Genomic DNA, 20,323 nt, shown 5'->3' on the forward strand with positions numbered 1-20,323 from the left:
GCTTGAAGGCCACCCCCCGCCCGGCTAGGGCGCGGCGCATGGCCAAGGACAAGATCAGACGCCCCCGCGCCGAGACGCCGAAGGGCTTCCGCGACTACTTCGGCGCGGAAGTCACCGCGCGCAAGGAGATGCTCGACCGGATCGCCGAGGTCTACCGCCTCCACGGGTTCGAGGCGCTGGAGTCCTCCGCCGTCGAGACGGTCGAAGCGCTGGGCAAGTTCCTCCCCGACGTGGACCGCCCCAACGAGGGCGTCTTCGCGTGGCAGGAGGACGCCGAGGGCGAGAAGCCCGGCGACTGGCTCGCGCTCCGCTACGACCTGACGGCGCCCTTGGCGCGCGTCTACGCGCAGCACCGCAACGACCTGCCCACGCCCTACCGCCGCTACGCGATGGGGCCGGTCTGGCGCAACGAGAAGCCGGGGCCGGGGCGGTTCCGCCAGTTCATCCAATGCGACGCCGACACGGTGGGCACGGCTTCCCCCGCCGCCGACGCCGAGATGGCCGCGCTGATGGCCGACGTGCTGGAGGCGGTGGGCATCCCGCGCGGGGACTACGTGGTGCGGGTCAACTCGCGCCGCGTGCTGAACGGCGTGCTGGAGGCCACGGGCGTGGACGACGCGGCCAAGCAGGCCGACGTGCTGCGGACGATCGACAAGTTCGACAAGGTCGGCGAGGCGGGCGTGCGCCAACTGCTCGGAGAGGGCCGCGAGGACGCCTCGGGGGCCTTCATCGACGGCGTGGGCCTGACCGACGCGCAGGCCGAGCCTGTGATCGCGTTCCTGACCTCCAAGGGCGCCGACGTCGCGACGACGCTGGCCAACCTGCGCGCCGCCGTGGGCGGCTCCGAGGCGGGCGCGCAGGGCGTGGACGAGCTGGAGCGCATCGCCGCCGTGCTCGAAGCCCAAGGCTACGGCGAGGATCGCATCCAACTCGACCCGGCGGTCGTCCGGGGCTTGGGCTACTACACCGGCCCCGTCTTCGAGGCGGAGCTCACCTTCGAGATCACCGACGAGAAGGGCCGCCCGCGCCAGTTCGGATCGGTCGCCGGCGGGGGCCGCTACGACGACCTCGTCAAGCGCTTCACCGGGCAGGCCGTGCCCGCCACCGGCATATCCATCGGCGTGGACCGCCTGCTCGCCGCGCTGCAGGCCAAGGGGCGGCTGGAGACGGAGGCCACCGGCCCCGTCGTCGTCACCGTGATGGACCGGGACCGGATGGGCGACTACCTCGCGCTGACCCGGACGCTGCGCGCGGCGGGCATCCGGGCGGAGACCTATCTCGGCAACCCCAAGAACTTCGGCAACCAGCTCAAGTACGCCGACAAGCGAAACAGCCCGGCCGCCGTGATCCAAGGTTCCGACGAGGCCGCGCGCGGCGTGGTGCAGGTCAAGGACCTCGCCTTGGGCAAGCGCCTCTCCGAAGGGGCGACGGTCGAGGAGTGGAAGTCCCACGAGGCCCAGACCGAGGTGGCCGTGGCCGACCTCGTGGACCACCTCCGCAAGCTGCTGTGATCGGGGACGCGGACCGGACCCGTGCGGGCGACCTGCTCGCGCGGCTGGAGGCAGCGGGCGCGGCCCGCTTCGCCCCGCCGATCCTCTTGCCCGCGGGCACGCTGCTGGACCTCTACGGCGAGGACATCCGCGCCCGCGCCTTCGTCACACACGACCCCCTCCGCGGCGAGGCGATGCTGCGCCCCGACTTCACCGTGCCGCTGGTGCAGGCGCACATGGAGGCGGGCGCCGAGCCCGCGCGCTACTGCTACGCGGGCGAGGTGTTCCGCCGGCAGGAGGAGGACGAGACCCGCCCCCGCGAATACCTGCAGGTGGGCTACGAGGCCTTCGACGCCGACCGCGCGGCGGCGGAGGCCGAGGTGCTCGCCCTCTTCCTCGACGTGCTCGCCCCGTGGGAGCCGCGTCCCGCGACCGGCGACCTCGGCCTGATCCGCGCCGCAGTCGCCGCCCTCGACACCACCGGGGCGCGCCGCGCGGCGCTCCTGCGCCACCTCTGGCGGCCCGCCCGCTTCCGCCGCCTGCTCGACCGCTTCGCGGGCCGCGCGCCCGGCCCTGCGACGGACCGGGCGCCGAACGACGCGCCGGTCATCGGCCAGCGCACGCCCGAGGAAGTGGAGGCCCGCCTCGACGCCCTGCGCGCCGACGCCGCCGAGCCGCCCATCGACGGGGGCCAAGCCGACGCGCTGCTGTCGCTCCTGTCGATGCGGGGCACCATGGCCGAGGCGCTGCGTGCGCTCCCCGACGCCGAATCCTTGCATGCCCGCGCCGACGCGCTGGCCGCGCGCGGCCTCGACCCCGCCACGCTCCCCTTCGCCCCCGCCGAGGGCCGCTCCGCCATGGAATACTACGACGGCTTCACCTTCACGATCACGGCGAACGACCGCACCGTCGCCACCGGCGGGCGCTACGACGCCCTGACGGCGGCGCTGGGCGGGGGCCGCACGATCCCCGCCGTGGGCGGCGTGATCCGGCCCGGCCTGCTGGAGGGGGAGCTGCTGGCATGATCCGCCTCGGGGTGCCGTCCAAGGGCCGCCTGATGGCCGACACGTTCGACTGGTTCGGCGCGCGCGGCCTGACGCTGCGCCGCACCGGCTCGGACCGCGAGTACGCGGGCGAGGTGGAGGGCGCCGAGGTCGCGCTCGTGCTCCTGTCGGCGGGCGAGGTGCCGCGCGACCTCGCCGCCGGGCGCCTCCATCTCGGCGTCACCGGCTCCGACCTGATCCGCGAGCGGCTGGGCCCCTCCGCCCCCGTCCACGCGGTCGCGGCGATGGGCTTCGGCCACGCCGACCTCGTCCTCGCCGTCCCGCGCTTCTGGGCCGATTGCGACACGACCGACGACCTCGACGCCGTGGCCGCCCGGTTCCGCGCCGCGCACGGGCATCGGCTCAGGATCGCCACCAAGTACCACCGCCTCGTGCGCGACTACCTCCGGGCGCGAGGCGTGGCCGACTACGCGCTGGTGGACAGCCAAGGCGCCACCGAGGGCACCGTGGCCAACGGCACCGCCGAGGCCATCGCCGACATCACCTCGACCGGCGCGACCTTGGAGGCGAACCACCTCAAGATGCTCTCGGACGGGCCGATCCACGCGAGCCAAGCGACGCTCTGGCGCTCCGACGCCGCCCCGTGGACCGACGCCGAGCGCGCCGAGATGGCCCGGCTGGAGGCGATGCTGGCGGGGTAGGAAGATCGCTCAGGACGATCTTCCCCGCATTTCCTTCGGGAAGGAAATGCCCCCTCAGGCCGCCATCCCGTTCTCACCGAACGGGTCGTGCCCCCAGTTCTTCATCGAGTAGGCCCAGTCCGACCCCTCGGGCTCGTCCGGCACCTGCGCGCCGTGGCGCTTGATGTAGCCCACGACCTTGCCCATGTGGTCCCAGTCGTCGTCCGACAGGTCGTCCTTGTTGGTGCGCTTGATCTCGACGATCCGGCGGCCCGACTTGTGGCCCTTCGACTCGCCCTCGCCTTGGCCGACCGACTTCGACTCCTCCGTCTCCAGCCAGTCCTCCAGCTCCTTGGGGGCCATGTTCACCAGATCGCCCCACTCGTCCCAGATCTCGTCGTGCGACTTGCTCATGCCTTGTCCTCCGGTCGTTGACGACTCGCGCAACCGGCGGGGGCGCCGGATCGTTCCCGTCCGGTTCGTGATCACGCCGCGCCCACGCGTGATCACGAACGCCGCCCGCGGCGGCCCGCCCGCCTCTGCGGCCTTCCGCCCCCGTGACGCCCGTGCGACACTGTGGCAGACCGCCGCCCGAACGACCCGAGAGGCCCCCATGCCCGAAGTGAACCGGGGCAACCGCCCCCTCAGCCCGCACATGTCGATCTATCGGCCGCAGATCACCTCGATCTCGTCGATCCTGACCCGTATCACCGGCAACGCGCTGGTCCTCGCGGGGCTGATGGTGACGTGGTGGTTCGTGGCGCTGGCCACCTCGCCCGAGGCGTTCGACACCGCCGACGCGGTGCTGACGTCGTGGTTCGGCAAGCTGGTGTTCCTCGGCTCGATCTGGGCGCTGTGGTATCACACGCTGGCGGGCATCCGGCACCTGATCTGGGATCAGGTGGCCCTGATGGAGATCAAGACCGCCGAGATGCTGGGCTGGGCCTGCATCGTCGGCGCGACCGTCCTCACCCTCCTCACGATCGTGATCCTCTGATGCCCGAACTCGACGCCGCCACCGCCCGCTACGTCACCGACCGCAAGCTCGTCTCGGGGCTGGGCTCCGCCCGCTCGGGCACCAAGCACCACGTCGCGGTCACCTACACCTCCGTGGCGCTGGCCGTGCTGGTGCCGCTCTTCCTGCTGACCTTCGGGCGCGTGCTGGGCGAGCCCTACGCCGTCGTCCAAGCCTACTTCACGCGGCCCTTCCCTGCGATCGTGGCCCTGCTGACCCTCGGGATCGGCTGGTGGCACTTCGCCCAAGGGGTGCAGGTGCTGCTCGAGGACTACACGCGGGGCCAGACCCGCAAGTGGTCGATCCTCGCGGCCAAGTGCCTCAGCCTCTTCGCGGCGGCGGCGGGCGTTTACGCCCTGATCCGCATCGCGCTCTGACCTTCGGGAGAACGACCATGCCCGCCTACGACTACGAGACCCACGAATACGACGTCGTCGTCGTCGGCGCCGGCGGCGCTGGCCTGCGCGCGACCCTCGGAATGGCGGAGCAGGGGCTCCGCACCGCCTGCATCACCAAGGTGTTCCCGACCCGCTCCCATACGGTGGCGGCGCAGGGGGGCATCGCGGCCTCGCTCGGCAACATGGGGCCGGACGACTGGCAGTGGCACATGTACGACACCGTGAAGGGGTCGGACTGGCTCGGCGACACGGACGCGATGGAGTACCTCGCCCGCGAGGCGCCCAAGGCCGTCTACGAGCTGGAGCACTACGGCGTGCCCTTCTCGCGCACCGAGGAGGGCAAGATCTACCAGCGCCCCTTCGGCGGCCACACCACCGAATACGGCGAGGGCCCCCCGGTGCAGCGCACCTGCGCCGCCGCCGACCGCACGGGCCACGCGATCCTGCACACGCTCTACGGCCAGTCGCTCAAGCAGCAGGCGCAGTTCTTCATCGAGTACTTCGCCATCGACCTCATCATGTCCGAGGACGGCGCGTGCCAAGGCGTGCTCTGCTGGAAGCTGGACGACGGCACGCTGCACCTCTTCTCGGCCAAGATGACGGTGCTGGCGACGGGCGGCTACGGGCGCGCCTACTTCTCGGCCACGAGCGCCCACACCTGCACCGGCGACGGCAACGGCATGGTCGCGCGCGCGGGGCTTCCGCTGCAGGACATGGAGTTCGTGCAGTTCCACCCGACCGGCATCTACGGCGCGGGCTGCCTCATCACCGAGGGCGCGCGGGGCGAGGGCGGCTACCTCACCAACTCCGAAGGGGAGCGCTTCATGGAGCGCTACGCCCCCACCTACAAGGACCTGGCCAGCCGCGACGTCGTGTCCCGCTGCATGACGCTGGAGATCCGCGAGGGGCGGGGCGTCGGCAAGGACGGCGACCATATCCACCTGCATCTCGACCACCTGCCCGCCGACACCTTGGCCGAGCGCCTGCCCGGCATCTCGGAATCGGCGCGCATCTTCGCGGGCGTCGACGTCAACCGGGAGCCGATCCCCGTCCTGCCCACCGTCCACTACAACATGGGCGGCATCCCCACGAACTACTGGGGCGAGGTGCTGGCGCCCACGGCGGACGAGCCCGACCGCGTGTCGCCCGGCCTGATGGCCGTGGGCGAGGCGGGCTGCGCCTCGGTGCACGGAGCCAACCGCCTCGGGTCCAACTCGCTGATCGACCTCGTGGTGTTCGGCCGCGCCGCCGCCATCCGCGCGGGCAAGGTCGTGGACCCCGAGACCCCGGTGCCCAGCCCGAACATGCGCTCGGTCGAGATGGCGCTCGCCCGCTTCGACGGGCTGCGCCACGCGCGCGGGCAGGTCGGCACCGCCGAGCTGCGCCTCGAGATGCAGAAGACCATGCAGGCCGACGCCGCCGTGTTCCGCACCTCCGAGACGCTCAAGCAGGGCAAGGAGAAGATGGAGGACGTGGCGTCCAAGATGTCCGACGTCTCCGTCACCGACAACACGCTGATCTGGAACTCCGACCTGATGGAGACGCTGGAACTGGCGAACCTGATGCCCAACGCGGTCGCCACCGTCGTCGCCGCCGAGGCGCGCAAGGAGAGCCGCGGGGCGCACGCCCACGAGGACTTCCCCGACCGCGACGACGAGAACTGGCGCAAGCACTCGCTGACTTGGTTCACCGGCGACGACCAGAAGGCCTCGCTCGGCTACCGCGGCGTCCACGTCCAGCCGCTGACCACCCACAACGAGGGCGGCATCGACCCCAAGAAGATCGCGCCCAAGGCGCGGGTCTACTGACCGGGCCGGGCCGGGCGCGCTTGACGCCCCGGCCCCCCCGCCACAAGACGGACGCGCAACCACAGGGAGATCGCCCGTGCGCGTCCTCGTCCTTCTGCTCCTGCCCGTGGCCGTGGCCGGGTGCCAAGCCGCCGCCGCCGGCGGTCGCCCGTCCCAAGCGCTGATCGAATACTGCCTGAACCGCATCGACCGGGCCACGCCGCCCGGCCCCGACGCCGCCGAGGCCGAGCGGTTCGGCTACGACTTCTGCATCCAAGAGAACCGGCGCGGGCTGTGAGGCGCGCGCTGGCCGCCGCCCTCGTCCTGACGGCCTGCATGCCCGCCGACCCGCAGGAGGCGCGGCGGCAGGCCTATCTCGACTGCGCCCGCGCGCAGGGCGTCACCGTCCGGGACGGCACCATCGTGGCCGACGCCGACGGCCTGCGCCGCCTCGACGCCTGCAGGGCGATCCCGCGCTAGGCGCACCCGCGCCCGCGCGCTAGAACCATCCCCGCACACCACCGGAGACTGAGACCCCGATGCGCTTCCTGATCCCGCTCGCGCCGCTGGCGCTCATGGCCTGCCAGCCCGCCGCCACCCCCGTCCAAGTCGATCCCGCCGTCCGCGCGCTCACCGACGCCTGCCTCGCCGAGATCGGCCAGCCGCCGCTGCCCGCCGACGTCACCGACACCGCGACGCTGGAGCTGACGCCGGAGCAGCAGGACGCCTTCCGCTTCTGCGTCGAGCGCCGCATCGCCGGGTGAGCCCCGCCGACCGCCCGACCACGCCCCCGGTCCGCGCCCCGTGACCGAGCCGCGCTTCGTCTGCGTGGGCACGCACCACAAGACCGGCACGCTGTGGATGCGGGCCGTGTTCCGCCGCCTCGCGGGGGCGATGAAGGCGCCCTACCACGTCGTCTACCCGGTCACCGGCCCCGGCAAGGTCCGCCCGGCGGACGGCCCCGCCGTGCTCGCCTCGTGGTCCTCGCGCTTCCCCGCATGGCTCCACGACCGCCCCGACGCGCGGATCCTCCACGTCATCCGCGACCCGCGCGACGTCCTGCTCTCGGGGATGCGCTACCACCGCCATGCGGGCGAGAAGGGGGAGCGGTTCCTTCACGTCCCCCGCGACGACCTCGGCGGCCTGACCTACCAGCAGCACCTCAACGGCCTCCCCGACGACGCGGCCCGCCTGCGCTTCGAGATGGCGGAGAAGCACGCCGAGACGCTCGCCCAGATGCTCGCGTGGGACTACGCCAACCCCCGCCACGTCGAGACCCGCTACGAGGACCTGCGCCACGACACCGAGATGCGCCACTTCTCCCACTGCCTCCGCCGCCTCGGGCTGGAGGGGGACGCGGTGGAGGTCGGGGCCGCCATCTTCTGGAGCCACGCCCTCTTCGGGGGCAAGGCCGACCCCGCCGACCGCGTGGCCCGCGTCAACGCCCACGTCGCCCATGGCGGCACCGCCCAGTGGCGGACCCGGCTGCCCCGCCCGGTGGCCGAGGACTACGCCGAGCGCCACGGCGACGCGCTCGTCGCCTTGGGCTACGAGGACCACCCCACCCGCTGGCTGGAGGCGCTCGATGCGGCCTAGCGCGCTCCTCCCGCCCCTCCTGCTCGCGGCCTGCATCGGCGGGGGCGGCGACCGGTCCGGCCCGGCGGGCGCCGAGCAGGCCCCCGTCGACTGCGTGCTGCGCTACGCCACGCCGCAGGAGCTCCTGATCCTCGCCCGCGGCACTGTGGGCGACCCCCGCGCCGCCCGCGTCGTCCGCGACGTCCGCGCCCGGCCGGAAGCCGCCGCCTGCGTGGCGGCGGCCTTGCCCCCGACCCCCGCCGCGCCACCTGCCGGGGTGGCCCCCGGCGACGACGCCGTGGACGCCGCCATCGCCGACGCCCTCGCGGGCGCGCTCGCCCCGGAGGACCCGAATTGACCCGCGTCATCCCGCTGCTCGCCCTCGCCCTCGCCGCCTGCAACGGCGTCGGCTCGGGCGTCGCCACCGACCTCGGACGCGAGGCGGCCCGCACCGTCGTCGACGCCCAGATGGCCAGCCGCTTCCCCGGCGTCCCGACCAAGCCGCTCACCGACTGCGTCATCGACAACGCCGAGGCGTCGGAGCTGCTGACCCTCGCGGGCTCGGCCGCCACCGGCAACGCCGCGCCCGCGCAGGACGCCGTGGGCACCATCCTCGCCCGCCCCGGCACCCAGTCCTGCCTGCTGCGCGCCGCGCCGACGCTGCTCACCGGGCTCTAGCATCCCCGCGACCCATCGGCGCGCGCGGGTTCCCCCGGGCGCCCGCACCCGTTATCTCGGGGACGAACGACGAAAGGCCCCGAGATGGTCCAGCTGACCCTTCCGAAGAACAGCCGCATCACCACCGGCAAGACGTGGCCCGCCCCCGAGGGCGCGAACCGCACCAAGACCTTCAAGATCTACCGCTGGAACCCCGAGGACGGGGCCAACCCGCGCGTCGACAGCTACGTCGTCGACCTCGACACCTGCGGCCCGATGGTCCTCGACGCCCTCATCAAGATCAAGAACGAGATCGACCCCACGCTGACCTTCCGCCGGTCGTGCCGCGAGGGGATCTGCGGCTCCTGCGCGATGAACATCGACGGGATCAACACGCTCGCCTGCACCTACGGCATCGACGAGGTGGCGGGCGACGTGAAGATCTACCCGCTGCCGCACATGCCGGTGGTCAAGGACCTGATCCCCGACCTCACCCATTTCTACGCCCAGCACGCCTCCGTGATGCCGTGGCTGGAGACCAAGACGAACACCCCCGCCAAGGAGTGGCGCCAGTCGATCGAGGACCGCCGCAAGCTCGACGGCCTCTACGAGTGCATCATGTGCGCGTCCTGCTCGACGTCCTGCCCGTCCTACTGGTGGAACGGCGACAAGTATCTCGGCCCGGCCGCGCTGCTCCACGCCTACCGCTGGATCATCGACTCGCGCGACGAGGCGACGGGCGAGCGGCTCGACGACCTCGAGGACCCGTTCAAGCTGTATCGCTGCCACACGATCATGAACTGCACCAAGACCTGCCCCAAGGGCCTGAACCCGGCCAAGGCGATCGCGTCGATCAAGAAGATGATGGTCGAGCGGCAGGGCTGACGCCGGCGCCGCGCGACCGGATCGCCGCCTCTCGACGGCGAACGGCCCCGCCATCGGGGCGGGGCCGTCGGGCCGTGGACGGAGGGGCGGGGGTCAGTCGCTGACGCCGACGCACACGCCGAGCTCGCAGATCAGCCCGTCGCCGTTGATGTCCTGATCGAGCTTCGCCTCGAGCTGCGCCGTGGTGAGCGCGGCGGCGGGTGCGGCCAGCAGGACGGCGAGGGGAAGGGCGAGGGCGATCTTGGCGATGCGGGTCATGTCGGGCTCCGGTTGCCGCCGCCGGTCGTGGCGGGGCTTCGGAGGAGGAACCCGCGCTTGGGGCGGGTCCGTTCCGGTTCCGCGCCCGAAGGCGCCCTTGCGCCGCCTCAGTCCCCCTGCGCGCCCACGCAGACGCCGCCTTCCATGATGCAGCCGTCGCCGTCGACGTCCTGATCGGTGATCTGCTCGATCCGCTCCTCGGCGATGGCCGGCTCCTCGTTGTCGTAGGCCAGCGCGAAGGGCGCGGCGGCGAGGGCGCCGACGAAGGCGGCGAAGGCGAGCGAGGGGGCGAGGAAGGGCTTGAGGTCCATGATCGGGGCTCCTGTGTGGCGTTCGGTCCGGGGAACGCGGAACGGGGGAGGGACTGTTCCATCCCGCCCCCGCGTCGGCGTCAGCCGGAGACGCCGACCTCGACGCCGCCCGCCGAGGGGACCGTGCCGTCGCCGTCGATGTCCTGATCGGTCGTCGCCTCGATCTCCGAGGTCGTGTCGACGCGGTTGTTCCCGCCCGCGACGCAGGCCGAGAGGGAGCCCGCGAGGGCGAGCGCGAGGAGCGCCTTGAGGGAAGTGGTCATCTGTCCGTCTCCTGTTCCTTGAACGCCCGAAACCACCCCCTCCCCCCCATTGTTCCGAAATCGGCGGACCCCGCCATTTTCCCTCTTGACCGAATCCGGCGCCGGTCCCATCTGCCCGCTCACTGAACGGACGCCAACGCACGCGCCTCTGGCACGGCCTACCAGGGTTCACCCCCGGCACGGTTACGCAGCGACGGTAACGTCTCCCTTGGAACTGAGCGGTCTGCGCCCCGTGTGGGAATGGCCGGGTCTTCTGGAGATGCGCAATGACCGCACTCGTAACCGCCCCCTTCACGGGGCGCGCCGTCACCGACTTCGCCTCCCGCGCCGAAGCCTACATCCACGCCCACGAGTTCGACCGCCCGACGCTGGTGATCGACGTCGACGCCGTGGCGCGCCAGTACGCCATGCTGCACGCGGGCCTCACCGCGTCGGGCGCCAACGCGCGCATCCACTACGCCGTGAAGGCCAACCCCGAGCGCGCCGTGATCGAGCGCCTCGTCTCCCTCGGCTCGGGCTTCGACGCCGCCTCGCGCGGCGAGATCGAGCTCGTCCTGTCCCAAGGCGCCGACCCCGCCCACGTCTCCTTCGGCAACACCATCAAGCGCGCCTCCGACATCGCCTTCGCCCACCACGCGGGCGTCACCCTCTTCGCCGCCGACGACGAGGCCGAGCTGGACAAGATCGCCGCCCACGCGCCGGGCGCGCGCGTCTACATCCGCCTGCTCGTCGACAACCCCGAGGCGGACTGGCCGCTCTCGCGCAAGTTCGGCGTCCCCGTCGAGCGCGTCCTGCCGCTGCTGGCCCACGCCCGCAGCGTGGGCCTCGTGCCCCACGGCCTGTCCTTCCACGTCGGTTCCCAGACCCGCGAGGCCCGCATGTGGGCCGGCACCCTCGACCGCGTGGCCGAGGTGTGGGCGCAGGCGCGCGCCGAGGGCTTCGACCTGCGGCTCCTGAACATCGGCGGCGGCTTCCCCGCCTTCTACGGCGCCGAGATCGCGCACCCGACCGACTACGCCGCGCAGGTCATGGACCTGATCCACGCCCGCTTCGGCGACGTGGAGGAGATCATGGCCGAGCCGGGCCGCGGCCTCGTGGCCGAGGCGGGCGCCATCGCCGCCGAGGTCATGCTCGTGTCCCGCAAGTCCGAGGACGACCTGCACCGCTGGGTCTATCTCGACATCGGCAAGTTCTCCGGCCTGGCCGAGACCATCGACGAGGCGATCCGCTACCAGTTCGTCACCCCCCGCGACGGCGACGCGACCGGCCCCTGCGTCCTCGCCGGCCCGTCCTGCGACTCGGCCGACGTGCTCTACGAGAAGCGCGCCATCGCGCTGCCGCTCACGCTCGCGGCGGGCGACAAGGTGATCATCCGCAACTGTGGCGCATACACCTCGTCCTACTCGTCCGTTGGCTTCAACGGCTTCCCGCCGCTCGACGTCGTGGTCATCTGAGGGCCCCGCACCGCACGACCCCGCCGCCCCGGTCCTCGCGACCGGGGCGGATCCGCTCACGCGAAGGCCGCCTCCAGCGCCACCTCCACCATGTCCCCGAACGACGACTGCCGGTCCTCCGGCGGCAGCGCCTCGTGGGTCAGCAGGTGGTCGCTCACCGTCAGCACCGCCAAGGCCCGGCACCCGTGCCGCGCCGCCAGCGTGTAGAGCTCGGCGGCCTCCATCTCCACGGCCAGCACCCCGTGGCGCGTCATCTGCTCGGTCAGGTCGGGCCGCTCGTCGTAGAACACGTCCGACGAGTAGATCCCGCCCACATGCACCGCCGACCCCTTGCCCTCGGCGGCGGCCACCGCCGCGCGCAGCAGTCCCCAATCCGCGCAGGGCGCGTAGTTCACCTCGCGCAGGATGCCCCGCGACGGCGTCGAGATGGACGAGGCCGTCATCGCCACGATCACGTCCCGGATGCCCACGGACTCCTGCATCGCCCCGCACGACCCGATCCGGATCAGCGTCTTCGCCCCATAGGTCGCGATCAATTCGTTGGCGTAGATCGACAGCGACGGCATCCCCATGCCCGATCCGTGGATCGTCACGCGATTGCCCCGCCAACGCCCGGTGAATCCCAGCATCCCGCGGACGTCGTTCACCAATTCCGGGCCGTCGAGGAACGTCTCCGCCGCCCATTTCGCGCGCAGCGGATCGCCCGGCATCAGGACGGTCTCGGCGATGTCGCCCTCGGCGGCGCGGATATGGGGGGTCATGGGCGGGGTCCTGTGCGTGGGCTTTCGTCCACCCTACGGCCCCCGCCGCCATTTGCGTAGGGTGGGCATCGACCCACGCGCCTCAGATCGCGAAATCCTCGCGCGACCCGCCGTTCGCCTCGTGGTCCTTGATCCACGCGGGCTGGCGCCCCCGCCCGGTCCACGTGATGTCGGCATTCTCGGGATGGCGATACTTGGCCTCGCCCTTGCCGCGCGGCTTGGCGCTCGACTTCTGCGAGCCCTTCCCCAATCCCAGATCGGCGAGGCTGAAGCCCTCCTCGGCCAGCTTCGCCTCGATCTCGGCCTTCAATTCCTTCAGCCGGCGCCCGCGATACTCGCCCTGCGCGCGCTCGATCTCGCGCATCTCGGACTCCATCTCGGCCCGCTTCGCGGCCAATTCGTCGGGGTTCATCTTGTCGTAGGATTTCGCCACGGCGCTTCCTTTCCATCTGCCCTGATTCGGCGATAGAAACGGCGGCCGCAATTGGCAAGCGAATTATTCGGCGGCGATCAATCCCGGATCGGCCAATTCCACGATGTCGCCCATGATCGCGTTCATCTCGAAATCCTTGGGCGTATAGACCCGCGCCACGCCCATCGCGCGCAATTCCGCCGCGTCGGCCTCGGGGATGATGCCGCCCACCACCACGGGCAGGTCCACCCCCTCGGCCCGCATCCGCGCCAGCACGTCGCGCACCAAGGGCAGGTGCGACCCCGACAGGATCGACAGGCCCACGACATGCGCCTCCTCGTCCCGCGCCGCCGCGACGATCGCCTCCGGCGTGCACCGGATGCCCGCATAAGCGATTCGCATCCCGCAGTCGCGCGCCCGCCCCGCGATCTGCTCGGCCCCGTTGGAATGCCCGTCCAGCCCCGGCTTCCCCATCAGGAAGGTCAGGCGCCGCCCCAGCCGGTCCGACACCGCGTCCACGGCCTCGCGCAACGGGTCCAGCCCCTCCACCCGGTTCGACGGCGACTCCGACACCCCCGTCGGCCCCCGATACTCGCCGTGCACCGCGCGCATCACGTCCGCCCACTCGCCCGTCGTCACGCCCGCCTTCGCGCATTCGATCGACGGCGGCATCACGTTCTCCCCCGCGGCGGCGGCGGCCCGCAAGGCGCCGAGCGCCTCGGCCACCGCCGCCGGGTCGCGCCCGTCCCGCCAAGCGCGCAGCCGCGTCACTTGGGCCTCCTCCACGGACGGGTCGACGACTTGGATCGCCTGTCCTTCGGTCAGGGGCGACGGCTCCCCCTCGGCCCAGCGGTTCACGCCGACCACGACCGTCTCGCCCGATTCCAGCCCGCGCAGCCGGTCGGCGTTCGCCTCCACCAGCCGCGCCTTCATGTGCGGGATCGCCTCGACCGCGCCGCCCATCGACTCGATCGTCGCCAACTCGTCGCGGGCGGCGGCCTTCAGCGCCTCGACCTTCGCCTCCACCACCGGCGAGCCGTCGAACAGGTCCCCGTATTCCAAGAGGTCCGTCTCGTAGGCCAGCACCTGCTGCATCCGCAGCGACCATTGCTGGTCCCACGGGCGCGGCAGGCCCAGCGCCTCGTTCCACGCGGGCAGTTGCACGGCGCGGGCGCGGGCGTTCTTGGACAGCGTCACGGCCAGCATCTCCAGCACGATGCGGATCGCGTTGTTCTCCGGCTGCTGCTCCGTCAGCCCGAGCGAGTTGACCTGCACCCCGTAGCGGAACCGCCGCAGCTTGGGGTCCTCCACCCCGTAGCGCTCCCGGCAGATCTCGTCCCACAGGTCCACGAAGGCGCGCATCTTGCACATCTCGGCCACGAACCGGATGCCCGCGTTCACGAAGAAGCTGATCCGCCCGACCATGCGCGGGAAGTCCGCCGGATCGACGCGGGGCCGCAGCTCGTCCAGCACCGCCTGCGCCGTGGCCAGCGCGTAGGCCAGTTCCTGCTCCGGCGTCGCCCCCGCCTCCTGCAGGTGGTAGGAGCAGACGTTCATCGGGTTCCACTTGGGCGCGTGGTCCGCGCACCACTCCGCCACGTCCCCGATCAGGGCGACCGACGGGGCGGGCGGCAGGACGTAGGTGCCCCGGCTCAGGTATTCCTTCACGAGGTCGTTCTGCACCGTGCCGCGCAGGGCCGCGACCTCCGCCCCCTGCTCCTCGGCCACCGCCACGTAGAGCGCCAGCAGCCACGGCGCGGTGGCGTTGATGGTCATCGACGTGTTCATCCGCTCCAGCGGGATCGCGTCGAACAGCGTGCGCATGTCGCCGAGATGCGAGATCGGGACGCCGACCTTGCCCACCTCGCCGGCCGCCAGCGGGTGGTCCGCGTCGTAGCCGGTCTGCGTCGGCAGGTCGAAGGCCACCGACAGGCCCGTCTGTCCCTTCGCCAGGTTGCCCCGGTAGAGCGCGTTCGACGCGGCGGCGGTCGAGTGCCCCGCATAGGTCCGGAAGAGCCACGGCTTGTCCCGTTCCGTCATCGCGATTCCTCCGGGTAACATTATTGCGCCGATGACCCGGTATGGAGGTCGAACCGGTCCCGCGTCAAGCCGCCGCGCTGCGGCGAGGGACGGCGTCGATGCCGCGCCGCGGCACGGCTGGCGGGCGTACGTTCCGTGAAGGCCGGGTCTCCGGCGCCGTACGAATTGTGAAGGACTCCGGCCTCCGCCGCCTCCGGCCCGATGACCTTCGCATCCGCAGCGGCTAGCGTCGCGCCGTGACGGACACGGTCGAACTCCCCCTCTGGGCGCTGCTCCTGCTGCTCGCCTTCGCCGCGGTGACCTTCGCGTCCCACTTCCTCTTCCCGTCCGTGCGCTGGGTCCTGCGCCGCCGCGCCGAGGCCTTGGTGGCGCAGCTCAACACGCGGCTGAAGCGCCCCATCGAGCCGTTCAAGCTGGCCCGCCGCACCGACACCATCATGCGCCTCGTCCACGACCCCGAGGTCGCCCGCGCCATCGCGGCCCACGCGCGCGAGCGGGGAATTCCCGAGCAGGTCGCGTTCGAGACCGCCCACCGCTACGCCCGCGAGATCGTGCCGAGCTTCTCGGCCACGCTCTACTTCGGCGTGGGCACGCGGGCCGCGCGCTGGCTCGCGCGCTCGCTCTACCGCGTCCGCGTCACCGGCGAGGCCGAGGCGATGGCCCATGTCGATCCGACCGCCACGGTGGTCTTCGTGATGAACCACCGCTCCAACATGGACTACGTGCTCGTCACGTGGCTGACGGCCAAGTCGACGGCGCTGGCCTATGCCGTGGGCGAGTGGGCGCGGCGCTGGCCGCTACGCCCGCTGATCCGCTCGATGGGCGGCTACTTCGTCCGCCGCCGCGACCTGAATCCCTTGTATCGCAAGGTCTTGGCCCGCTACGTCCACCACGCCACGCGCGGCGGCGTGACCCAGGCCGTGTTCCCCGAAGGGCGCCTGTCGCGCACCGGCGCGCTGGGCGAGCCCAAGCTCGGCATCCTCTCCTACGTCATCGACGCCGCCGCCGATCCGGACACGCCGGAGATCGTCTTCGTCCCCGTCGCCCTCAACTACGAGCGCGTGCTGGAGGACCGCCAGCTCGCGGCGGCGGCGGGGCAGGAGCAGGCCCGCTTCCGCCTCCGCTGGTGGCAGGTCGCGCGCTACCTCCTCCGCCACGTGCAGCTGCGCCTCACGGGGCGCTTCCGCCGCTTCGGCTACGCAGCCGTCTCCTACGGCGATCCCTTCACGCTGCGCGCCTTCCTCGCCGCCGCGCCCGCCGACCCGGCGGCGGCGCTGGGTGCCGAGCTCATGGCCCGCGTCGAGGCGGCCCTGCCCGTCCTCCCCGTCCCGCAGGTCTGCGAGGCCCTACGCGACGGGGCGACCACGGTGGACGCGGTGGCCGCCCACCTCCGGTCCCACGCGCTGGAGCACGGCGACCACCCCCGCCACGCCGCCTTCCGCGAATCGGACGCCATCGCGGAGACGGCCTTGGAGATGCTGGAGGTGCGCAACGTCATCCGCCGCACCGGCCCCCACATCGAGCAGGTCGCGCCGGAGATCGTGGGGTTCTACGCGGCCATGCTGCCGGCGCAGCATGTCAACGGGAAAGAAAATGTCGCGGGAGATACGATTCTGGTTTGATCGACCGCGCAAGAATGTTACTTCCCAGTCCGAACACAGGACACGGAGTGACCGTCATGGCCCTCGACACCCGCACCGACGCCGCCCTCAAGGATCTCTACGCCGTGGGCGAGATGCCCCCGCTGGGCCACGTCCCCGAGAAGATGCACGCATGGGCCATCCGCCGCGAGCGGCACGGCGAGCCCGACACCGCGATGCAGCTGGAGGTCGTCGAGACGCCGCGCCCCGGCCCGACCGAGGTGCTGGTCTTCGTCATGGCGGCGGGCGTGAACTACAACGGGGTCTGGGCCTCGCTCGGCACGCCGATCTCGCCCTTCGACGGCCACGGCGCGGACTACCACATCGCGGGCTCGGACGCGTCGGGCATCGTCTGGGCGGTGGGCGAGAAGGTGAAGCGCTGGAAGGTCGGCGACGAGGTCGTCATCCACTGCAACCAGGACGAGGGCGACGACGAGCACTGCAACGGCGGCGACCCGATGGATAGCCCCTCGCAGCGCATCTGGGGCTACGAGACGCCCGATGGCTCCTTCGCGCAGTTCACCGCCGTGCAGCAGCAGCAGATCATGCGTCGCCCGTCCCACCAGACGTGGGAGGAATCGGCCTGCTACACGCTGACGCTGGCCACCGCTTACCGGATGCTCTTCGGCCACGCGCCGCACGACCTGAAACCCGGCCAGACGGTGCTGGTCTGGGGCGCGTCGGGGGGCCTCGGCTCCTACGCGGTCCAGCTGGCGAACGTGGCGGGTGCCAACGCGATCGGGGTCATCTCCGACGAGAGCAAGCGCGACTTCGTGATGGGGCTGGGCGCCAAGGGCGTGCTGAACCGCCGCGACTTCGACTGCTGGGGCCAGCTGCCGGAGGTGGGCACGCCCGAGTATGCCACGTGGTTCGCCGAGGCGCGCAAGTTCGGCAAGGCGATCTGGGACATCACGGGCAAGGGCAACAACGTCGACATGGTGTTCGAGCATCCCGGCGAGGCGACGTTCCCGGTCTCGACCTTCGTGTGCAAGCGCGGCGGGATGGTCGTGATCTGCGCGGGCACCACGGGCTACAACCTGACCTTCGACGTCCGCTACATGTGGATGCACCAGAAGCGCCTGCAGGGCAGCCACTTCGCCCACCTCAAGCAGGCGTCGGCGGCCAACGACCTGATGCGGCAGGAGCGGCTGGACCCCTGCTTGTCGGAGACCTTCGCGTGGGCCGACCTCTGCGAGGCGCACATGAAGATGCGCCGCAACGAGCACCTGCCGGGCAACATGGCGGTGCTGGTGGGCGCGCCGCGCCTCGGGCTGCGCACCGTGGAGGAGGCCGCCGCCGGCTGAGGGCGCCGGGGGCTCCGCCCCGCGTCGAGGCGAGCACGGCCCCACCGGGGCCGCGCGCAGGACGCCTCTCGCCCCCGAGGTATTTTTGCCAAGATGAGGGGGGCGGGCCGTTGGGTCCGCCCCTCCGCTGTCGTAGGGACGGAGCATGAACGTCCCCGCGCCCGCCCTGTCGCCGGACCAAGCCGAGGCTTGGGACCGCATCGCCGCCACGCTGGACGAGGCGGGGATCGACCTCGAGCAGGGCTACGCGATGGAGGGCGACCCGGACGAGCACCGAGTGCTGGCCGTCACCGGCAAGGCGGGGTCGGGCAAGACGCTGCTGCTCGCGCAGATGGTAAAGGAGATGCGCGAGGCGGGGCTGAAGATGGTCACCGGCGACTACCAGCCCAAGGGCGGGCGCACGCTCGCGGTGCTGGCGCCGACGAACAAGGCGGCCTCGGTGCTGCGCTCGCGCGGCGTGCCCGCGACGACGATCCACCGCATCCTCTACACCCCCGTCTACGACCCCCAGTACGAGAAGATCGCCGAGTGGCTGGCGGGCGAGCGGGACCGGCCCACGGTCGAGGGCCTGACCGACGAGCAGCTGGACCGCGCCAAGGTGGCCTTCGACGAGACGCAGTCGATCCCCGGCGCGATGGCGGCCGCCGGGCTGAAGGGCAGCGACTTCATCTCGGGCTGGAAGCGGCGGGACGCGGAGCTGGACGTGGGCTTCGTGGACGAGTCCTCTATGCTCGACGACCAGCAATACGAGGATCTCGCCGAGATCTTCCCCACGCTCGTCCTGTTCGGCGACCCGGCGCAGCTCGCGCCCGTGAACCAGTCGGGGCGCATGGTGTTCGAGCGGCTGCCCGCGCCGGACGTGCTGCATCTGGACCGCGTGCACCGGCAGGAGGCGGACAGCCCGATCCTCGACCTCGCCCACGCGCTGTCGGACGACCGGGTCGACTTCTATGCCTTCGAGCGCATGGTCGAGGAGGCCGCCGCCGCCGACCCCCGCGTGGTGATGGCGACGCGCGCGGACCCCGACCTCATGGCGCGCTCGCCCATGCTGGTCTGGCGCAATAAGACGCGCGTGCGCCTGATCCGCGCCTTCCGGCAGGCCCACGGCATCGGCGAGCACGAGATGATGCCGGGCGAGCCGCTGCTCTGCGACGGGCTGGAGCTTCCCTTGAAGCAGCGCAAGCGCCGGGTCGAGCTGGAGGCGCGGGGCCTGATCAAGGGGGCGCAGGTGATCTATCTGGGCCCCGGAAAGAAGCCGGGCTTCTGCCGCATCCACGTGGTCGGCGCGCCGGACCCGCAGGTCTCCGTGGCGAGCATCGTCAAGATCGAGGTGCCCGACGTCGAGGAGCCGCACTTGCCCTTCGCGGCCAAGATGGGCGCGGCGTTCCTGCACGGGGCGGCCTGCACCATCCACAAGGCGCAAGGCTCGCAGTGGGAGGATGTGCAGGTCTTCGCCCCCGACCTCTTCGCCGCCTTCAAGGTCGGCCGCTCCGAGGCGGGCCAGCCGCTGTGGAAGCGCCTCGCCTACGTGGCCATCACGCGGGCGCAGTCGCGCCTGATCTGGGTGCGGCGCGCCGCATTGGCCCTGCCGCAGAGGACGCTGGGGACCGACGACCTCGTGGCGCCCGCGCCGCAACTGACCCTCGAAGGAGAGCCCCCCGAATGAGCAGCATCCTGATCACCGGCGCCTCGTCCGGCATCGGCGCGGCCTGCGCGCGCCTGTTCCTCGACGCGGGGTGGACCGTGGGCCTCATGGCGCGCCGCCGCGAGGCGCTGGAGGAGGTGGCGGACGGGCACGACCGGGCGCACGTGCTGGTCGCCGACGTGGCCGAGCCGGGGCAGGTGGAGGGGGCGGTCACGCTCTTCCGGGACCGGGCGGGATCGGTCGACGTGCTGTTCAACAACGCGGGCGTGTTCGTCCCCACCGGCGAGATCGACGAAGTGCCCGTCCCCGACTGGGACCACGCGGTGCGGGTCAACCTGACGGGCATGTTCCTCGCCGCGCGCGCGGTCTGGCCGGTGATGCGCGCGCAGGGGGGCGGGCGGATCGTCAACAACGGGTCGATCAGCGCGCACGTCCCGCGCGAGGGGGCGGTGGCCTACACGGTGACCAAGCACGCGATCACGGGCCTGACCCGGCAACTCAGCCTCGACGGGCGGGAGCACGGCATCAAGTGCGGCCAGATCGACATCGGCAACGCGCGCACGCCCATGCTGGACGGGCTGGACCGCGCCTCGCGCGAGATGGGCGGCGCAGGCGTCCCGATGATGGAGGTGGACGAGGCCGCGCGCTCGGTGATGCACATGGCGACCATGCCGCCCGAGGCGAACGTGCTGTTCCTGACGGTGATGGCGAACGCGATGCCCTATGTCGGGCGGGGCTAGGGGC

At 71.8% G+C, this 20,323-nt stretch carries 25 protein-coding genes; 18 read left to right on the forward strand and 7 right to left on the reverse strand.

The genetic code is table 11. The features are described 5' to 3' along the window. Window positions 1–38 precede the first annotated feature (38 nt). From hisS to hisG, 3 genes are read left to right on the forward strand one after another with little or no spacing between them, the layout of a single operon-like run. Window positions 39–1,511 carry a histidine--tRNA ligase gene (gene hisS / locus JQC91_RS05515; protein WP_203285816.1) on the forward strand — a complete coding sequence of 491 codons (1,473 nt, stop codon included), beginning with the start codon at window positions 39–41 and terminating at the stop codon, window positions 1,509–1,511. After that, complete coding sequence (locus JQC91_RS05520; protein ID WP_203285817.1) at window positions 1,508–2,515, forward strand: ATP phosphoribosyltransferase regulatory subunit; 1,008 nt, start codon at window positions 1,508–1,510, stop codon at window positions 2,513–2,515. The genes hisS and JQC91_RS05520 overlap by 4 nt, the downstream gene beginning before the upstream one ends. Continuing rightward, the gene (hisG, locus tag JQC91_RS05525) at window positions 2,512–3,195 is read left to right on the forward strand and encodes an ATP phosphoribosyltransferase (RefSeq protein WP_203285818.1); all 684 of its coding nucleotides are present in this window, start codon (window positions 2,512–2,514) and stop codon (window positions 3,193–3,195) included. The genes JQC91_RS05520 and hisG overlap by 4 nt, the downstream gene beginning before the upstream one ends. Before the next feature lie 54 nt (window positions 3,196–3,249). Here hisG and JQC91_RS05530 read toward each other — a convergent pair whose 3' ends face one another. After that, window positions 3,250–3,588 carry a DUF3140 domain-containing protein gene (locus tag JQC91_RS05530; protein ID WP_203285819.1) on the reverse strand — a complete coding sequence of 113 codons (339 nt, stop codon included), beginning with the start codon at window positions 3,586–3,588 and terminating at the stop codon, window positions 3,250–3,252. A gap of 199 nt (window positions 3,589–3,787) precedes the next feature. Here JQC91_RS05530 and sdhC point away from each other — a divergent pair, with 199 nt between their 5' ends. The 10 genes from sdhC (at window position 3,788) to JQC91_RS05580 (ending at window position 9,491) form a co-directional block, all read left to right on the forward strand. After that, window positions 3,788–4,171: a succinate dehydrogenase, cytochrome b556 subunit gene (sdhC, locus tag JQC91_RS05535; RefSeq protein ID WP_203285820.1), complete on the forward strand. Its 384-nt coding sequence runs from the start codon at window positions 3,788–3,790 to the stop codon at window positions 4,169–4,171. Then, window positions 4,171–4,566 carry a succinate dehydrogenase, hydrophobic membrane anchor protein gene (gene sdhD / locus JQC91_RS05540; RefSeq protein WP_203285821.1) on the forward strand — a complete coding sequence of 132 codons (396 nt, stop codon included), beginning with the start codon at window positions 4,171–4,173 and terminating at the stop codon, window positions 4,564–4,566. Before sdhC ends, sdhD begins: the two co-directional genes overlap by 1 nt. Before the next feature lie 17 nt (window positions 4,567–4,583). Beyond that, the gene (sdhA, locus tag JQC91_RS05545) at window positions 4,584–6,395 is read left to right on the forward strand and encodes a succinate dehydrogenase flavoprotein subunit (RefSeq protein WP_203285822.1); all 1,812 of its coding nucleotides are present in this window, start codon (window positions 4,584–4,586) and stop codon (window positions 6,393–6,395) included. Between the two features lie 76 nt (window positions 6,396–6,471). Further along, a complete protein-coding gene (locus JQC91_RS05550) occupies window positions 6,472–6,672 on the forward strand; it encodes a hypothetical protein (RefSeq protein ID WP_203285823.1) in 201 nt (66 codons plus the stop codon). Next, window positions 6,669–6,854 carry a hypothetical protein gene (locus tag JQC91_RS05555; protein WP_203285824.1) on the forward strand — a complete coding sequence of 62 codons (186 nt, stop codon included), beginning with the start codon at window positions 6,669–6,671 and terminating at the stop codon, window positions 6,852–6,854. Before JQC91_RS05550 ends, JQC91_RS05555 begins: the two co-directional genes overlap by 4 nt. 59 nt (window positions 6,855–6,913) lie before the next feature. Further along, complete coding sequence (locus JQC91_RS05560) at window positions 6,914–7,138, forward strand: hypothetical protein (RefSeq protein WP_203285825.1); 225 nt, start codon at window positions 6,914–6,916, stop codon at window positions 7,136–7,138. 40 nt (window positions 7,139–7,178) lie between these two features. Next, window positions 7,179–7,970, forward strand: a complete 792-nt coding sequence (locus JQC91_RS05565) for a sulfotransferase domain-containing protein (protein WP_203285826.1) — start codon at window positions 7,179–7,181, stop codon at window positions 7,968–7,970. Further along, window positions 7,960–8,307: a hypothetical protein gene (locus tag JQC91_RS05570; RefSeq protein WP_203285827.1), complete on the forward strand. Its 348-nt coding sequence runs from the start codon at window positions 7,960–7,962 to the stop codon at window positions 8,305–8,307. Before JQC91_RS05565 ends, JQC91_RS05570 begins: the two co-directional genes overlap by 11 nt. Further along, entirely contained in the window at window positions 8,304–8,627 is a 324-nt protein-coding gene (locus JQC91_RS05575; protein ID WP_203285828.1) for a hypothetical protein, read from the forward strand. Before JQC91_RS05570 ends, JQC91_RS05575 begins: the two co-directional genes overlap by 4 nt. A gap of 84 nt (window positions 8,628–8,711) precedes the next feature. Then, entirely contained in the window at window positions 8,712–9,491 is a 780-nt protein-coding gene (locus JQC91_RS05580) for a succinate dehydrogenase iron-sulfur subunit (RefSeq protein WP_203285829.1), read from the forward strand. Between the two features lie 93 nt (window positions 9,492–9,584). Here JQC91_RS05580 and JQC91_RS05585 read toward each other — a convergent pair whose 3' ends face one another. The 3 genes from JQC91_RS05585 to JQC91_RS05595 all read right to left on the reverse strand — a co-directional run bounded on the left by JQC91_RS05585 (window position 9,585) and on the right by JQC91_RS05595 (window position 10,323). Then, a complete protein-coding gene (locus JQC91_RS05585) occupies window positions 9,585–9,749 on the reverse strand; it encodes a hypothetical protein (protein WP_203285830.1) in 165 nt (54 codons plus the stop codon). 107 nt (window positions 9,750–9,856) lie between these two features. Continuing rightward, window positions 9,857–10,060, reverse strand: a complete 204-nt coding sequence (locus tag JQC91_RS05590; protein WP_203285831.1) for a hypothetical protein — start codon at window positions 10,058–10,060, stop codon at window positions 9,857–9,859. Window positions 10,061–10,140: 80 nt separating this feature from the next. Continuing rightward, on the reverse strand, window positions 10,141–10,323 hold the full coding sequence (locus tag JQC91_RS05595) for a hypothetical protein (RefSeq protein ID WP_203285832.1): 183 nt from the start codon (window positions 10,321–10,323) through the stop codon (window positions 10,141–10,143). 266 nt (window positions 10,324–10,589) lie between these two features. Here JQC91_RS05595 and JQC91_RS05600 point away from each other — a divergent pair, with 266 nt between their 5' ends. After that, window positions 10,590–11,777 (forward strand): type III PLP-dependent enzyme, encoded by a 1,188-nt coding sequence (locus JQC91_RS05600; protein ID WP_203285833.1) that lies wholly within the window; start codon window positions 10,590–10,592, stop codon window positions 11,775–11,777. Between the two features lie 56 nt (window positions 11,778–11,833). Here the strand turns inward: JQC91_RS05600 and deoD are convergent, their stop codons facing one another. The 3 genes from deoD to JQC91_RS05615 all read right to left on the reverse strand — a co-directional run bounded on the left by deoD (window position 11,834) and on the right by JQC91_RS05615 (window position 14,996). After that, on the reverse strand, window positions 11,834–12,538 hold the full coding sequence (deoD, locus tag JQC91_RS05605; RefSeq protein ID WP_203285834.1) for a purine-nucleoside phosphorylase: 705 nt from the start codon (window positions 12,536–12,538) through the stop codon (window positions 11,834–11,836). 82 nt (window positions 12,539–12,620) lie between these two features. Then, window positions 12,621–12,971: an H-NS histone family protein gene (locus tag JQC91_RS05610; RefSeq protein WP_203285835.1), complete on the reverse strand. Its 351-nt coding sequence runs from the start codon at window positions 12,969–12,971 to the stop codon at window positions 12,621–12,623. 63 nt (window positions 12,972–13,034) lie between these two features. After that, complete coding sequence (locus JQC91_RS05615; protein ID WP_203286447.1) at window positions 13,035–14,996, reverse strand: methylmalonyl-CoA mutase family protein; 1,962 nt, start codon at window positions 14,994–14,996, stop codon at window positions 13,035–13,037. Window positions 14,997–15,226: 230 nt separating this feature from the next. Between JQC91_RS05615 and JQC91_RS05620 the strand changes: the two genes are divergently transcribed. The 4 genes from JQC91_RS05620 (at window position 15,227) to JQC91_RS05635 (ending at window position 20,319) form a co-directional block, all read left to right on the forward strand. Next, window positions 15,227–16,612 carry a 1-acyl-sn-glycerol-3-phosphate acyltransferase gene (locus tag JQC91_RS05620; RefSeq protein WP_203285836.1) on the forward strand — a complete coding sequence of 462 codons (1,386 nt, stop codon included), beginning with the start codon at window positions 15,227–15,229 and terminating at the stop codon, window positions 16,610–16,612. Window positions 16,613–16,668: 56 nt separating this feature from the next. Then, window positions 16,669–17,934 (forward strand): crotonyl-CoA carboxylase/reductase, encoded by a 1,266-nt coding sequence (gene ccrA / locus JQC91_RS05625; RefSeq protein WP_203285837.1) that lies wholly within the window; start codon window positions 16,669–16,671, stop codon window positions 17,932–17,934. Between the two features lie 145 nt (window positions 17,935–18,079). After that, window positions 18,080–19,600 carry an AAA family ATPase gene (locus JQC91_RS05630; protein WP_203285838.1) on the forward strand — a complete coding sequence of 507 codons (1,521 nt, stop codon included), beginning with the start codon at window positions 18,080–18,082 and terminating at the stop codon, window positions 19,598–19,600. Further along, entirely contained in the window at window positions 19,597–20,319 is a 723-nt protein-coding gene (locus tag JQC91_RS05635; RefSeq protein WP_203285839.1) for an SDR family oxidoreductase, read from the forward strand. The genes JQC91_RS05630 and JQC91_RS05635 overlap by 4 nt, the downstream gene beginning before the upstream one ends. The last annotated feature ends 4 nt before the right edge of the window (window positions 20,320–20,323 follow it).

Source organism: Jannaschia sp. Os4 (genome assembly GCF_016820245.1).
Lineage (GTDB): Bacteria > Pseudomonadota > Alphaproteobacteria > Rhodobacterales > Rhodobacteraceae > Jannaschia.

Coding starts and splice junctions, on each gene's coding strand:
- hisS (WP_203285816.1), top strand. CDS start 39: ATGGCCAAGGACAAGATCAGACGCCCCCGCGCCGAGACGCCGAAGGGC.
- hisG (WP_203285818.1), top strand. CDS start 2,512: ATGATCCGCCTCGGGGTGCCGTCCAAGGGCCGCCTGATGGCCGACACG.
- JQC91_RS05530 (WP_203285819.1), bottom strand. CDS start 3,588: ATGAGCAAGTCGCACGACGAGATCTGGGACGAGTGGGGCGATCTGGTG.
- sdhC (WP_203285820.1), top strand. CDS start 3,788: ATGCCCGAAGTGAACCGGGGCAACCGCCCCCTCAGCCCGCACATGTCG.
- sdhD (WP_203285821.1), top strand. CDS start 4,171: ATGCCCGAACTCGACGCCGCCACCGCCCGCTACGTCACCGACCGCAAG.
- sdhA (WP_203285822.1), top strand. CDS start 4,584: ATGCCCGCCTACGACTACGAGACCCACGAATACGACGTCGTCGTCGTC.
- JQC91_RS05560 (WP_203285825.1), top strand. CDS start 6,914: ATGCGCTTCCTGATCCCGCTCGCGCCGCTGGCGCTCATGGCCTGCCAG.
- JQC91_RS05570 (WP_203285827.1), top strand. CDS start 7,960: ATGCGGCCTAGCGCGCTCCTCCCGCCCCTCCTGCTCGCGGCCTGCATC.
- JQC91_RS05580 (WP_203285829.1), top strand. CDS start 8,712: ATGGTCCAGCTGACCCTTCCGAAGAACAGCCGCATCACCACCGGCAAG.
- JQC91_RS05585 (WP_203285830.1), bottom strand. CDS start 9,749: ATGACCCGCATCGCCAAGATCGCCCTCGCCCTTCCCCTCGCCGTCCTG.
- JQC91_RS05590 (WP_203285831.1), bottom strand. CDS start 10,060: ATGGACCTCAAGCCCTTCCTCGCCCCCTCGCTCGCCTTCGCCGCCTTC.
- JQC91_RS05595 (WP_203285832.1), bottom strand. CDS start 10,323: ATGACCACTTCCCTCAAGGCGCTCCTCGCGCTCGCCCTCGCGGGCTCC.
- JQC91_RS05600 (WP_203285833.1), top strand. CDS start 10,590: ATGACCGCACTCGTAACCGCCCCCTTCACGGGGCGCGCCGTCACCGAC.
- deoD (WP_203285834.1), bottom strand. CDS start 12,538: ATGACCCCCCATATCCGCGCCGCCGAGGGCGACATCGCCGAGACCGTC.
- ccrA (WP_203285837.1), top strand. CDS start 16,669: ATGGCCCTCGACACCCGCACCGACGCCGCCCTCAAGGATCTCTACGCC.
- JQC91_RS05630 (WP_203285838.1), top strand. CDS start 18,080: ATGAACGTCCCCGCGCCCGCCCTGTCGCCGGACCAAGCCGAGGCTTGG.
- JQC91_RS05635 (WP_203285839.1), top strand. CDS start 19,597: ATGAGCAGCATCCTGATCACCGGCGCCTCGTCCGGCATCGGCGCGGCC.